This window comes from Lactiplantibacillus sp. ME-2, from assembly GCF_022549155.1.
In the GTDB taxonomy this organism is placed as follows: domain Bacteria; phylum Bacillota; class Bacilli; order Lactobacillales; family Lactobacillaceae; genus Lactiplantibacillus; species Lactiplantibacillus plantarum.
Genome location: NZ_JAKZEQ010000007.1, coordinates 1 through 13,141, shown reverse-complemented (window position 1 = coordinate 13,141; position 13,141 = coordinate 1). Strand labels below are relative to the sequence as shown.

Below are 13,141 nucleotides of genomic sequence, written 5' to 3'. Positions count from 1 at the left end.
AATCAAAAAAACATTAAAATCCGTAATAACGGCTGAAATTTTTATGTCTATCGTTTAGAATAACATAAGTATGGTATTTATCTAGGATTGCTAGTATCATCTGGTAAATTTTTGCGAAATGTTTACCAAATTAAGAATGGGAGCGCCTGAGAATTGAAATTGTTTAAGAAAATTACGATAAATCGTGATCCCAACAAGTCGCATATTCCATTTCGGCTGAACTTCTTGTTTTTCATCGTCTTCTTGTTATTTGCTGCGTTGATTGCGCAGTTAGCTTACTTACAAGTTGACTACGGACAGAAGTTCCGAAGTACAGTGAATTCAGCCAATAATACGACGGCAACGGGAAACGTTCAACGGGGATCGATTTATGATTCAACCGGTCGGGTCTTAGTGGGAAACAAATCCCACCAAGCGATTCAATACACGAAGGGGCTGTCAGTTGCGTCGACTAAGATGTACGAAGTGGCGAATAAGTTAGGTGAGTACTTAACCATTCCAACGGATACATTAACGGATCGGAACTTGGCTGATTATTACTTAGCGGGGGCGGCTAATTTAAAGTCGGTTGCTAAGAAGGTTAAAACGTCTAGCGACGATGATGTTTTGTACGCACGGGAAGTCGCCTATGCGGAAAAACATATCATTAATAATTTAACGTCTACGCAAAAGAATGCGGCGGCGATTTATTATAAGATGAGTTCGGCGTACTCGCTGTCAACGGTCAATATCAAATCGACTGGTGTGACGAGTACGGAGCTTGCTGAAATCGGTGAGCACCAATCCGAAATGCCAGGAGTTAAGGTCGGAACGAGTTGGACTCGGAGTTATCCTAATGGGACTGACTTGAGTAGTGTGCTCGGGACAGTTACGACCGAAAAGCAAGGGTTACCGAGTGATAGCATTAAAACCTTGCTGGCAGAAGGCTATTCTCGTGATGATTCGGTTGGTCAAAGCCAATTGGAAAAGCAGTACGAAAATGTCCTTCGTGGAACCAAGTCACAGACTGAGGTCAAGACGCAGGATGGGGTCATTCAAAAGGAGATTAAGAAGTACGGTGGCCAGAAGGGTGACAACGTTCAGCTGACGATTAATTCGAAGTTCCAGAAAAAGGTTCAAAGTATCATTATGTCTGAAGCCAAAACGGTGGGGAGTAGTAATGCCTACTCGCCAGGAGCCTATGCTGTTGTAATGAACCCTAGCACTGGTGCCATTTATGCGTTAGCAGGTGCCAGCCGGAATCTATCCACTGGTAAAGTGACTGAAAATGCGTTGGGAACCATCAACCAATCCTTCGTTATGGGGTCGGTCGTTAAGGGTGCCACGGTCATGGGTGCCTTGCAAGATGGTGTGATTACACCCACGAATAGTACTTTGACCGATACGCCGATCAAGTTAGCCGGAACGGCCACCAAGTCGTCATGGTTTAACAAGAATGGTGGAACTAGTCTGAGCCTTAACGCTTCGACTGCCATGGAAGTTTCTTCTAACTCCTATATGATGCAATTAGCCATGAAGGAAGGTAACTTCAGCTATGCGTCTGGGAAAGCCTTGACGATGTCTAATTCGGTCTTCTCTAAACTTCGTGGTTATTTTAACGAGTTTGGCTTAGGTGTTAAGACCGGGATCGACTTGCCGGGTGAAGCCTCAGGTTACCAAGGTTCTTCGGCACAGAAGGATATTGGTAAAGCGTTAGACTTGTCCTACGGGAACTACGATGCTTACACGACTATTCAGCTGGCGCAATACATTGCGACAATGGCAAATGGTGGGCAACGCATTGCACCACACATCGTTTCCGCTATTACTGGGACTAAATCTAACGGGTCCCAAGGGGCTGTTAAGACTAATGTTAAGCCACGTGTCCTGAATACCATTGACGTCCCATCCTCATACTTTGATGTCGTACACCAAGGGTATTGGGATGTGGTCCATGGGAGTATGACGCAGCGGACGGGGAGTGCACTAGCTAGTTTATCACCAGCGGTTGCAGCTAAGTCTGGGACTGCCGAGACATTCCACGGAACGACATCTACTGAAACGTTAAGTTTGGTGACTTATGCGCCTTATAAGAACCCTAAAGTAGTGATAGCGGTTGCCTTTCCAGGAATTACTGCTACTAGTGGTGATTATAATATGGTCGTTGCTAAGCAAATTTATGCAGCGTTCTGGAAGTATTATAACAAGTAAAAAATCAGCTTTTTTCGTACCAGTATCTTAATTGATACTGGTATTTTTCAATCATTAATGGTATAGTAGTTCAAGTTAAGGGTTCCGGCCCTGTAATATGCGAATGAGTTTGGAGGGTCAACAACATGCGGGTACACATTACACTTGAATGTACAGAATGCCATGAACGCAACTACTTATCTTCAAAGAACCGCCGGAACAATCCGGACCGGGTTGAATTTAAGAAGTATTGTCCACGGGAACACAAAGTGACATTACATCGTGAAACAAAATAACAACGGGGACTCCTGTTGTTTTTTCTGTAACATTGTCATCAGACAATGGGCTTCTCATTTGTTGGCAACTGCCAAATTGATTTTTCAATTTGACATGTTAATGAATGAGATTTTTTTATACCAATTTTATTTTCGGGGGTGCCGTACGTGGAGAAAAAAGCATTTCGTAAGCAACAGCTTGGGCGATTAAGCCAAATGACGCCGGCTGACCGGCAACGGCAAAACCAGGCGTTACAGACCCAATTATTTGCAAGCCCAACATGGCAAACTGCCCAGGTCATTGCCATGACAATTAGTAGTGACATCGAAGTAGCAACGCGCCCACTTATTGAACAAGCTTGGGCGGAGGGCAAAATGGTGGTTATTCCAAAAACGCTGCCGCATCGTCAAATGGCTTTTTATCCTTACCAAGCGACTGATCGACTTGAGCGAACGACTTTTGGAATTCCAGAGCCCGTCACGGGTGAACCAGTCGCCAAGCAACAGATCGATCTGATCTTAGTTCCTGGTCTTGGGTACAGCCGTGACCGGCACGCCCGGATTGGATTTGGTGGTGGCTACTACGATCGTTACCTCGCTGATTATCCGGGTAAGAAGTTGACACTGGCTTATGACGAGATGGCTTTTGAACACGCTGAATGGCCGGTTGATCAATATGACGTCTTGTTAGACGAACTCTTGGTAGCAGGGGATGAACAACATGATGAGAATTAAACGCTGGTGGCAAACTGAACCGGCTATCACGCAGGTGCTACTTGGAATTACTGTGGCAGTCTTCTTAGTCGAGTGGCTGATGGGTGACGGCGCCATGCTGATTTTTAATTCACTAGGTGCTAAGAACAATCAAGCAATTGCGGCCGGCCAGTGGTGGCGATTGGTGACGCCGATGTTTTTACATATGGGACTTACCCATATTGCACTGAATGGTGTCGTTATTTATTTTATGGGCATGCAAATTGAAGCAATGTATGGTCATTGGCGGATGCTGGCAATTTATATTTTGGGTGGCATTAGTGGTAACATTATGAGTTTCGCGTTATCCAATAATCAGTCAGTAGGGGCCAGTACGGCGTGTTTCGCACTCTTTGGTGCCTTTTTGACGATTGGGGAATCGTTCTGGGAAAATCCAGTGATTCGCCAGCTCACGAACCAATTTTTACTACTAACCGTTTTGAATTTAGTATTCGATATGTTCTCGAATGGCATTGATATCTGGGGACATGTCGGGGGTCTAGTTGGTGGCTTTTTGTTAGGCTATCTGCTGGGTGTACCACGAATTGGCAAGATTGCGCCGCTGAAACGAATTGTGGCAACGGTTATTCTAGTCATTGGCTGGTTAGCTTTACTAAAAATGGGTTTTACAAATGCTAATTTAACTGTATAATTAATCGAGGATATGCACATGAAAACACTTTACGACGTCCAACAATTACTTAAAAAATTTGGCGTGTACGTGTACGTAGGCAAGCGAATTTGGGATATTGAGTTAATGGCCATTGAGATCGATCATCTCTATCAAGCTGGTGTCATTGACCCGAAGATGTATGCCCGCGTCAAGCTCGTATTGAGCCATGAGCACCGGATAGAAGCAGAACGCGCCCGTGAAGACGCGGCGCATGACTAATGGAGGGATTTAGCAACATGGAGCGTAAGTTAATTGGAGTCGACCTTGGTGGGACGACAACTAAGTTTGCCATTTTAACAGAAAATGGTGATATTCAACAAAAGTGGAGTATTGAAACCACGATTTTAGATGAAGGGGCCCACATTGTGCCTAACATCATCGATTCCATCAACCACCACATTGAGTTATATAAGATGGACCGTTCTCAATTTATCGGAATTGGAATGGGGACTCCCGGGACCGTTGATTTGGATAATGGTACGGTTATCGGTGCCTACAACTTAAACTGGAAGACCTTACAACCAGTTAAGGCTCAAATCGAAAAAGGGACTGGCATCAAATTTACGCTGGATAACGACGCTAACGTTGCTGCACTTGGCGAACGTTGGAAGGGCGCTGGCGAAAACGGTAGTGACGTTGTCTTTGTAACGCTTGGAACTGGTGTTGGCGGTGGGATCATCGCCGATGGCCGTTTACTCCATGGTATTGCTGGTGGTGCCGGTGAAATTGGTCACGTAACGGTTGAACCAAACGGCTACATGTGTACTTGTGGTAAGAAAGGTTGTTTGGAACAATACGCTTCTGCAACTGGTGTCGTTCACGTTGCTCGCGATATGGCAGAAGAATTCTCTGGTGCTTCTAAGTTGAAACAATTATTAGACAACGGTGAAGAAATTAGTTCAAAGATCACTTTCGATTTAGCTAAAGAAGGCGATGTCTTGGCTAAACGCGTTGTTGATCGGGTTTCTTATTACTTAGGCTTGGCATTAGCTAATGTCGGGAACACGATGAACCCATCTTCAATCATTATCGGTGGTGGGGTTTCAGCTGCTGGTGATTTCTTATTAGATCAAGTCATCAGTTACTTTAACCAATTCACATTCCCAACGATTCGCGACACGACTGCTTTGAAGTTAGCGGTCTTAGGTAACGACGCTGGTGTTATCGGAGCAGGTTCATTGGCCCAACGGTTTATTTAAGTTAAAATCAATCGTCAAGAAGCTTGGAAGTAATGTCCGAGCTTCTTTTTTATACTAAGCTCCAAAAACTGTGCTGATTAGGTTGTGGTTAAAAACTGAGCGCCAATTGCCGATGCTGATTTGGGCTCATGTCCTCAGACTATGCGTGATTTTAGTTTCATGTCGGTATGTTGTTACAACGGCGTATGAACTGTTACGCAACTTGGTACAAGGGATACGGATCGATTAGCGTGAATTGAATTAGATGACAGAATTGATTGGAGAAGTAGGATGGTAAAGTTATTATTGTCTTCACGGGCGTTTAGCACTGTGGCCGTAACGGACGCCTTTTTCACTTTAGTGGCGCCGGTGGCTAAGAACAGTGCGAGAATTGTGATTATTGTCAATTCGGTCAGCACGGGTAAAAATCACCCCCAAATGGTGGCACTACAACAAACGGTTCAGCAGCTTGGATATGCGCACGTGCAGCTCCTAGATGTATTGACGGATGATTTGGCCGCATTGAATACGGCAACGGTCATTATTTTGAATGGTGGCTACGAGTTTTTACTGTTGAAGAATCTGCGTGAAACGCACGTGCTGGAACGACTGAGGACTCTCGCGCTGGCGGGCAAGCCAATCTACGGTATTAGCGCCGGGGCCATCTTGTTAGGCCCGGATTTAGACCTGTACGCCTATTTATACCCGGAGGACAACACCGAGCAACTGGCAAGCACAACAGCCATCAATGCGACGACGATCCGTATTTATCCGCATTATGATGTTCATTGTGAAGTAAAGCCGCAATTGCCGCAGTTGATCACCGACTGGGAACATAAGACGGGCGTTACGGTCAAACGGTTGACTAACAATCAGGGATTACTGGTGCATGGTAGTCAGATTAAGATGATCGATTCGGATTCATAAATGTGATACCGCGATGCTTGGTTTTGAATTAACAGCGTGGTTAAATGCGGGTCTCAGGCCCCCGACCGTTTTAATGGATGCCTTTAAACTGTGGGTGAGTACGGCCATAAAGCAATCAGTGGGACTTCAGGATTAGTCAGCAGTTTAATCGCGGCTTTTCCTGCTTACCCCTAGTAAAAGTAAGCGGTTTTGTGTAAAATAGATAAGTAGAAATTAGGAGGGATAACGTGGTTTTAGGTGCATTGAGCGGCATGGCGTATGTTAACATCGTGTTAGTTATCATAATCGCGGCCTACTTTATTTATGAGTTGTATAGTTACATTCGACGGCGTCAGGTGTCCACGATGTTGGACGAAGAAGCGTTTCAGGCGGGAATGCGTAAGGCGCAAGTGATTGATTTGCGTGAAAAGAAAGAGTTTGACGCTGGTCATATTCTGGGGGCTCGGAATATTCCGTTCAACAGTTTGAAAGTTCGGATGAACGAACTTCGCAAGGATATGCCAATCTACGTTTACGATCAAACCCATACGTTAAGTACACGGGCCGTCGTCACATTAGCTAAGAATGGTTATTCACAGCTATACATTTTAAAACCCGGTTACGCACGTTGGGAAGGTAAGACGAAAAAAGCGAAGTATTAAAAAATGGCGGCTAGAACAACAACTTGTTCGGCCACCATTTTTTATTTAATTAACCGTTGTGAGCTGAGCGGCTCTTGCGCATCGCCTTTTTCCGGTTTTCTTCGAATTTGTTTTCTTGGTCTTCGATTGGATCAACAACTTGCTTCTTAAATGATAAGACGGAGCCAATTACGGCACCAGCAGTTGCGACGACCCCAAACAAGAAGCCACGGGTAAATGATTTCATTAGTAAAACCTCCTAGCAATTGTTAGTTTTATTATGCTTGTTTTATGCGGAGATAGCAATCAATTCAATCTAATTTTTAAAAAAGTGGGGTGAAACGCAATGCTTACTCAAATTATTGCTCATCGTGGTAGCAAGGGGACCAGGCCGGAAAATACGTTACCAGCGTTTATTGCGGCTATCGAGGATGGTGCGGATGGCATTGAGACTGACGTACACTTGTCGCGAGACGGGCAACTGATTATTATGCATGATGAGCTCGTCGACCGCACGACTAACGGAACGGGTCGGATTGTGGATCACACGTTGGCCGAGTTAAAGCAATTGGACGCTGGTGTTAAGTATGCATCAGCCTATGCGGGAACGCGTATTCCGACTTTAGATGAAGTGGTTCAATTATTGATTCAATACAACTTTACTGGTATTTTTAATCTGGAAATCAAAACTAATAAGATTCATTATGAGGGGATCGAAGACTTGGTAGCGGATTATTTTAACCATCATCAAGTTCCGTTTACGCTAATTTATTCGAGCTTCTACGGAAAGTCGATCGAACGGTTGCATATTTTACAGCCCGAGGTCGAATCGGATAGCCTGTTCAAGACTAAGGTTCAAACTGCGAAGCGGCTTCATGCGCAACACATTGTTCTCGGTTATCATCCGGATATTCGTTGGGTGCGAGTTCACTGGCTCTTATTGCCAAAAGTGCAGTTGCGGCCATGGACGGTCAACACGGAACGCGATATGCGGTTCTGTTATCGTCATCGGTTTGCGGGACTGATTACCGACTACCCTGGATTAGCACGAAGAATTCGTAAGCAGGTACAAGGAGGTTAAACGAGTGACAACAGTAACTAAACATAAAGTATTACTAATCGCGGGACCAACAGCAGTCGGTAAGACGGCATTATCGCTAGCGCTGGCTAAACAGCTGAATGGTGAAATCATTTCAGGAGACTCAATGCAGGTCTATCGTCACTTGGATATTGGTACGGCTAAAATAATGCCGGAAGAGCAGGCGGGCATTCCCCACCATCTAATCGATATCAAAAATATTGATCAGCGTTTTACAGTCGCTGAATTTGTCAGTCGGACGACGGCGTTGATCATTGATATTAGTGCTCGGGGTAAACTGCCTATTATTGTGGGTGGAACTGGCTTTTACTTGCAGTCCTTGTTGGCGGGCTATCAGTTTGGACCAGCGGATAATGAACCTGATATGGCGTATCGTCAAGCTTGGTTTGATCGTGCCGCTGTCGAAGGTTCGGATGTGGCGTGGATGGCGTTGAAACAGCGTGATCCGCAGGCGGCCACCGCAATTGCGCCCGCTAACTTGGTACGGGTCGTACGGGCGTTGGAGTACGTGCATACAACTGGTCAGCTTTTTTCTGAGCAGGCGGATACGCACGGTGACACACTGGATGCTTATACCTTATGTCTGACCGCGGAGCGAGCGCTGCTGTATACTCGGATCAATCAACGTGTCGATCAAATGGTAGCGGCCGGATTGGAACAAGAGGCGCGGTGGCTATTTGACCAAGGTGGCGCCATGTTACCGGCTGGTAAGGGGATCGGGTATCACGAATGGTTCCCTTACTTTAATGGGGAGCAGACGCGTGACGAATCAATTGCTAAGATCAAACAGGACTCACGTCGTTATGCGAAGCGTCAGTTGACTTGGTTCCGTAACAAGATGTCGGTCGACTGGATCAATCTATTGGAACACCCTGAATTACGGGCCTCGATTGACCAACGGCTAGCTAGTTGGTTAAGCTAAATTATAAATTGGTATACCTATGATAAAACGTGTGATATTTTCTAACATGAATGATTGACATTCGATGATAACATTGCTAATATTAAGTCTGTATTAAAGAGGAGGGTCGTTATGAAGGAAAAGGAACTCCGTCGCTCGTTGGCCGTCTTGCCAATTGGTACGGTTATGAAGCTGACCAATTTGTCTGCGCGGCAAATTCGCTACTATGAAGAGCAAGAATTGATTACGCCGGAACGAAATGCCGGTAATCGGCGAATGTTTTCGTTGAATGATGTTGATCGTTTGCTTGAAATCAAGGATTACTTAGCAGATGGCATCAATATGGCTGGAATCAAAGAAATATATGCGCTCCAAAAACAGCGAGCTGAGCAGAAGCAAGCTGACTTGGCTAAGCCGCTAACTGATCGCGATGTGCGCCGAATCCTTCATGATGAATTCCTGAATCTCGGAGGCTTGCAGTCCGACAAGGGCCCCAATTATCCGGCACACTAAGATGTTTGCATTCGTTAGTCAATCAATTTAAGGAGCGATTTTCATGGCAAAACAGTCCTACTCAAAAGACGATATCCGCCGCATCGTCAAAGAAGAAAACGTTAATTTTTTACGGTTAATGTTTACTGATCTATTCGGCACAATTAAGAACGTTGAAGTTCCAGTTTCACAACTCGACAAACTCTTGGATAACAAGTTGATGTTTGACGGTTCATCCATCGATGGGTTTGTTCGGATCGAAGAAAGTGACATGTACCTGTATCCTGACTTATCAACTTGGTTGATCATGCCTTGGAACACGGAACATGGTAAAATTGCACGGATTATCTGTGAAGTTTACACGTCTGACCGTAAGCCGTTCGAAGGGGATCCACGGAACAACTTAATTCGTGTCTTAAACGATATGCGCGAAGCAGGTTATACGTCATTTAACTGTGGGACTGAGCCTGAATTCTTCTTATTCAAGATGAATGAAAAGGGTGAACCAACGACCGAATTGAATGATAAGGGAAGTTACTTCGACTTATCACCAATGGACTTGGGTGAAAATTGCCGCCGGGACATTGCACTTGAACTTGAACGACTTGGTTTTAACGTTGAAGCCAGCCATCATGAAGTTGCACCTGGTCAACATGAAATTGACTTTAAGTACGCGGATGCTTTATCTGCAGCCGATCATATCCAAACGTTCAAATTGGTCGTTAAGACCATCGCACGGAAATACAATTTGTGGGCAACCTTTATGCCTAAGCCGTTAAACGGTGTCAATGGTTCTGGGATGCATGTGAACATGTCCTTGTTCCATGATCAAGGCAATGCTTTTTATGATGCTAATGATAAGAATGGCTTAGAATTATCATCAGACGCTTATCACTTCTTAGGTGGTTTGATGAAGCATGCCCGGTCATACACTGCTGTCACTAACCCGACAGTCAACTCATACAAACGCTTGGTTCCTGGATATGAAGCGCCCGTTTACGTGGCCTGGTCAGCATCTAACCGGTCACCAATGATTCGGATTCCAAGTGCACGGGGCTTGTCAACGCGCCTTGAATTACGGAGTGTGGACGCTTCAACTAACCCATATTTGGCCTTTGCAGCGGTTCTTGAAGCTGGCTTGGACGGAATCAAGAACGGTATTGAACCACCAAAGAGTGTTGATCGTAATATCTATGTTATGGATGAAGATGAACGGGCTGCAGCTGGTATCGCTGACTTACCGTCAACGTTACACAATGCGCTGAAAGAGTTCCAGACAGATCCGACGATGAAGAAGGCGTTAGGGCCACATATTTATCAGAGTTTCTTGGAAGCTAAACGGCTTGAATGGGCTTCATACCGTCAACAAGTTAGTGAATGGGAACGTGATCAGTACATGGAATTGTACTAAACCATTAATTGAGATAAAAATACGACGGTTAGGGCACCTTAAATGGCGAACTAGCCGTTTTTGTTATAAAATTGGTAAATTAGTGGTGTTAACCTTTATTAATGCACTAATTTTCGGTAACATTAGGAACAGCAATGCAATTCAGCAAGTTTTCAATTATTATTGATTGCAAGGAGATTATTATGGAAAAACAAAATCAGCCTGATCTTGAAAAACAAGATCAACCTACGCGCGCGCTTACGAAGCGACTTCAACAAAAGTTAGACTATGTAACTACGGTGCGCCAAGCAATTACGGCTGGTGACGACCGGTTGATCTACGAATTGATCGATGGTGACCACTATCACCAAGCCTTACTTAACGAGGAACCGGATCCAACCCGTAACGCCCAAGTGGATTTAATTACGGATGTCTATCCGGCAATCAGTCACTACTTGAGTACCAAGTTAATTGATTATTTGGCTCATGAGTACCCATTCTTTTATTATGAAGAAACCCAACTCGGCGAATTTCAGATTTACTTTGGTAACTGGTGGGATCGGCGCCGGTTTGGTAAATTGAACGTTTTGAAAGTCGCCTTTGAATTTAGTTCGGAAGAATACAATAAATTACAAAAGACGTTTGAACTGGCTCCCGCGCACAAACGTTTCAATACAGATCGTATTCAGCAGATCTCAGCTGGTAGCGATCAGCTACAGAAACTGATTGACGCGCAATCAGACCGTGATGCGCAAAAAGAAGAATTGCGGCAGCAACTAAAGGAAAATGGGCAACGTAACTCACTATTTGATTCTGGTCGGATCAAAGAAGAACGGCAGCAAATTATTGACCAGTTAACTAAGTTGGCCGATGAAGACGAACAAGCTAATAATGCCCATGCAACCATGAAGGATAACGAAGCTAAGATTTTAACGCTTTCTAAGGAAGATACGATTTTAGCTTATGAGAAACAAGCGATTGAAAACGCCTTTAAGAGTTTTGAGAATTTTAATGAGCGTAACCGTAGTCTTTATGTTGACTACTTGACCACGCTGATTGGGAAGGCGCAGGTAGCGGCTGATGTCGAATAATACGGACAAGCAGATGGACACGGCAACACTGAGCACTCACGGTAAGCTGAGTACGTTCAATGAGGGCTTAAAAAAAGGACTCGCTAATGGTGAAAAATTTACGGCCTTGATGGACCAACTGATTGATACAACTGACGGGGAGACACTGTTAGCAGCGGCACAACAGCTAGCAGACTTTAAACTGGATACGGCTTACGTGACGTTTCCCCATCAATATCAGAATGCCGATTATTATTTGATCTTCATGAGTCGGTTATTGGGCATGCATGGTGATGAACAAGCGGTGCTGAATTCTCAACGGCATACTGAAGCGCTGTATCACGTTTACGGGGCGCTAACGGATGATTACACCTTCTTGTATCAAGTGGTGAACAACGGCAACGGTGGTGCATATTATCGTGAACAAACAACTGGCGAAAACTTGTTTTATATTCATTTAGAACGGCGCTTGTTACGGTTTAATAGTTCGGCGTTTACGAATTTATTTATTAATAAATTATTGTTGAAGGGGACTGGGGTTGACCAAATTAATACGGTTCTCGCAACGCTAATTAAATTTGGACATTGCTTACAAGATGATTTTGGCTTTAACGTCGACTTTAATATTTTGGACGTTGCTAACGCGGCTAAATATGAACTTCGGTCGGCTAATTTAGATCGGGCAATCGTTGACAAATTGTTTGTCAGTGCGGCTAAGAATGAGCACATGTTGCGTAATTCACAGCAAGGACATGGTGCCCAAATTGAACTGCGGGCTGGTTTGACAGTTGATATCTTTGATGCAGCTGAAGCTGGCGGTAGTCAACAATGGGTCCTGACTGTTCATGATCCTGATCAAGCAGTTTCGTGGTTTGACGTGTTGTTACACTTTGGGTTCATGCGTGATTGGTACTTAGAAAATATCGATTCGCTAGAAATAAAAGCGGATCCATTAGTATTTGCTTAAGTAACGGGGGTATTAGATGCTAGAACTAACAACGTTATTACAACAGTCGATTCGTTTAGACCGCGATATTACGGCCCGTCAACAGATTCATTGGCGGCCACAAGAACGGTTGCAAAATGCGATGGTCTCACTGGACGTCGAATTGGCAGAAATGGCTAATACGTCGGAATGGTTCAAAGTTTGGAAGATTCATCGTGGCAAAGCGGATCCTGATAAGACACACCGCGCAACGCTGCTGAACGAATACGTAGATGCGATGGACTTCTTCTTCCTTGTCTCAGCGATTCAACAGTGGACGCATTTGATTCCAGTAACGCCTGAGCAATTGACTACGATTGCGGCTAAGCCGGCGACTGATTTGAATAAACAGTACTTGGCGATCAAGCACCTCCTCTATGATGCTTACTTTAACCATCGTCAGGAGAGCTACCAGCACGCTTGGCACGTTTTCTTGAAGATTGGGCTAGTTGATTTTGGTTTTACTCAGGACGAGATACAGACGGCGTTTACGGCCAAAAATCATGTCAATGAGCAACGACAAGCAAATAACTATTAAAAAAATAACCTAATTGTGACCTATACCCCCAAAGTTAAAGTAAAAGCTTTAGCTTTGGAGGTATTTTTTAT

Annotated in this window: 16 protein-coding genes; 15 read left to right on the top strand and 1 reads right to left on the bottom strand. The window is 44.5% G+C overall.

What is annotated here, in order from left to right; genetic code table 11:
* The first annotated feature begins 153 nt into the window (after nt 1-153).
* The 8 genes from MMY95_RS03845 (at nt 154) to MMY95_RS03810 (ending at nt 6,616) form a co-directional block, all read left to right on the top strand.
* Nucleotides 154-2,190, top strand: coding sequence for a penicillin-binding protein 2 (locus MMY95_RS03845; protein ID WP_003640321.1), 2,037 nt, complete (start codon nt 154-156; stop codon nt 2,188-2,190).
* 125 nt (nt 2,191-2,315) lie between these two features.
* Complete coding sequence (gene rpmG / locus MMY95_RS03840) at nt 2,316-2,465, top strand: 50S ribosomal protein L33 (protein ID WP_003638573.1); 150 nt, start codon at nt 2,316-2,318, stop codon at nt 2,463-2,465.
* 147 nt (nt 2,466-2,612) lie between these two features.
* Nucleotides 2,613-3,179 (top strand): 5-formyltetrahydrofolate cyclo-ligase, encoded by a 567-nt coding sequence (locus tag MMY95_RS03835; protein ID WP_003645173.1) that lies wholly within the window; start codon nt 2,613-2,615, stop codon nt 3,177-3,179.
* On the top strand, nt 3,166-3,849 hold the full coding sequence (locus tag MMY95_RS03830) for a rhomboid family intramembrane serine protease (RefSeq protein WP_003645172.1): 684 nt from the start codon (nt 3,166-3,168) through the stop codon (nt 3,847-3,849). Before MMY95_RS03835 ends, MMY95_RS03830 begins: the two co-directional genes overlap by 14 nt.
* Nucleotides 3,850-3,867: 18 nt before the next feature.
* Nucleotides 3,868-4,089 (top strand): YqgQ family protein, encoded by a 222-nt coding sequence (locus MMY95_RS03825; RefSeq protein WP_003644303.1) that lies wholly within the window; start codon nt 3,868-3,870, stop codon nt 4,087-4,089.
* A gap of 17 nt (nt 4,090-4,106) precedes the next feature.
* Nucleotides 4,107-5,069 carry an ROK family glucokinase gene (locus MMY95_RS03820; protein WP_003644304.1) on the top strand — a complete coding sequence of 321 codons (963 nt, stop codon included), beginning with the start codon at nt 4,107-4,109 and terminating at the stop codon, nt 5,067-5,069.
* A gap of 270 nt (nt 5,070-5,339) precedes the next feature.
* Nucleotides 5,340-5,975, top strand: coding sequence for a Type 1 glutamine amidotransferase-like domain-containing protein (locus MMY95_RS03815; protein ID WP_003640326.1), 636 nt, complete (start codon nt 5,340-5,342; stop codon nt 5,973-5,975).
* A 227-nt stretch (nt 5,976-6,202) separates the two neighbouring features.
* The gene (locus MMY95_RS03810) at nt 6,203-6,616 is read left to right on the top strand and encodes a rhodanese-like domain-containing protein (protein WP_003640328.1); all 414 of its coding nucleotides are present in this window, start codon (nt 6,203-6,205) and stop codon (nt 6,614-6,616) included.
* A 49-nt stretch (nt 6,617-6,665) separates the two neighbouring features.
* Here the strand turns inward: MMY95_RS03810 and MMY95_RS03805 are convergent, their stop codons facing one another.
* Nucleotides 6,666-6,842, bottom strand: a complete 177-nt coding sequence (locus tag MMY95_RS03805; RefSeq protein WP_003640329.1) for a DUF3042 family protein — start codon at nt 6,840-6,842, stop codon at nt 6,666-6,668.
* 99 nt (nt 6,843-6,941) lie between these two features.
* Here MMY95_RS03805 and MMY95_RS03800 point away from each other — a divergent pair, with 99 nt between their 5' ends.
* The 7 genes from MMY95_RS03800 to MMY95_RS03770 all read left to right on the top strand — a co-directional run bounded on the left by MMY95_RS03800 (nt 6,942) and on the right by MMY95_RS03770 (nt 13,070).
* On the top strand, nt 6,942-7,676 hold the full coding sequence (locus MMY95_RS03800; RefSeq protein WP_003640330.1) for a glycerophosphodiester phosphodiesterase: 735 nt from the start codon (nt 6,942-6,944) through the stop codon (nt 7,674-7,676).
* A gap of 4 nt (nt 7,677-7,680) precedes the next feature.
* Nucleotides 7,681-8,616, top strand: coding sequence for a tRNA (adenosine(37)-N6)-dimethylallyltransferase MiaA (gene miaA, locus MMY95_RS03795; RefSeq protein ID WP_003640331.1), 936 nt, complete (start codon nt 7,681-7,683; stop codon nt 8,614-8,616).
* A gap of 111 nt (nt 8,617-8,727) precedes the next feature.
* Nucleotides 8,728-9,108 carry a MerR family transcriptional regulator gene (locus MMY95_RS03790; RefSeq protein ID WP_003644308.1) on the top strand — a complete coding sequence of 127 codons (381 nt, stop codon included), beginning with the start codon at nt 8,728-8,730 and terminating at the stop codon, nt 9,106-9,108.
* A gap of 43 nt (nt 9,109-9,151) precedes the next feature.
* Nucleotides 9,152-10,498: a type I glutamate--ammonia ligase gene (gene glnA / locus MMY95_RS03785; protein ID WP_003640333.1), complete on the top strand. Its 1,347-nt coding sequence runs from the start codon at nt 9,152-9,154 to the stop codon at nt 10,496-10,498.
* 134 nt (nt 10,499-10,632) lie between these two features.
* Nucleotides 10,633-11,568: a hypothetical protein gene (locus MMY95_RS03780; RefSeq protein WP_053267666.1), complete on the top strand. Its 936-nt coding sequence runs from the start codon at nt 10,633-10,635 to the stop codon at nt 11,566-11,568.
* A complete protein-coding gene (locus MMY95_RS03775; RefSeq protein WP_053267667.1) occupies nt 11,558-12,514 on the top strand; it encodes a hypothetical protein in 957 nt (318 codons plus the stop codon). The genes MMY95_RS03780 and MMY95_RS03775 overlap by 11 nt, the downstream gene beginning before the upstream one ends.
* Nucleotides 12,515-12,530: 16 nt before the next feature.
* The gene (locus MMY95_RS03770) at nt 12,531-13,070 is read left to right on the top strand and encodes a dUTP diphosphatase (protein WP_003645168.1); all 540 of its coding nucleotides are present in this window, start codon (nt 12,531-12,533) and stop codon (nt 13,068-13,070) included.
* Nucleotides 13,071-13,141 lie beyond the last annotated feature (71 nt).

Bases quoted from the DNA above. Each gene is read 5' to 3' on its own strand.
- rpmG (WP_003638573.1), top strand. From the start codon at position 2,316: ATGCGGGTACACATTACACTTGAATGTACAGAATGCCATGAACGCAAC.
- MMY95_RS03830 (WP_003645172.1), top strand. From the start codon at position 3,166: ATGATGAGAATTAAACGCTGGTGGCAAACTGAACCGGCTATCACGCAG.
- MMY95_RS03825 (WP_003644303.1), top strand. From the start codon at position 3,868: ATGAAAACACTTTACGACGTCCAACAATTACTTAAAAAATTTGGCGTG.
- MMY95_RS03820 (WP_003644304.1), top strand. From the start codon at position 4,107: ATGGAGCGTAAGTTAATTGGAGTCGACCTTGGTGGGACGACAACTAAG.
- MMY95_RS03815 (WP_003640326.1), top strand. From the start codon at position 5,340: ATGGTAAAGTTATTATTGTCTTCACGGGCGTTTAGCACTGTGGCCGTA.
- MMY95_RS03805 (WP_003640329.1), bottom strand. From the start codon at position 6,842: ATGAAATCATTTACCCGTGGCTTCTTGTTTGGGGTCGTCGCAACTGCT.
- MMY95_RS03800 (WP_003640330.1), top strand. From the start codon at position 6,942: ATGCTTACTCAAATTATTGCTCATCGTGGTAGCAAGGGGACCAGGCCG.
- MMY95_RS03790 (WP_003644308.1), top strand. From the start codon at position 8,728: ATGAAGGAAAAGGAACTCCGTCGCTCGTTGGCCGTCTTGCCAATTGGT.
- glnA (WP_003640333.1), top strand. From the start codon at position 9,152: ATGGCAAAACAGTCCTACTCAAAAGACGATATCCGCCGCATCGTCAAA.
- MMY95_RS03780 (WP_053267666.1), top strand. From the start codon at position 10,633: ATGCAATTCAGCAAGTTTTCAATTATTATTGATTGCAAGGAGATTATT.
- MMY95_RS03775 (WP_053267667.1), top strand. From the start codon at position 11,558: ATGTCGAATAATACGGACAAGCAGATGGACACGGCAACACTGAGCACT.
- MMY95_RS03770 (WP_003645168.1), top strand. From the start codon at position 12,531: ATGCTAGAACTAACAACGTTATTACAACAGTCGATTCGTTTAGACCGC.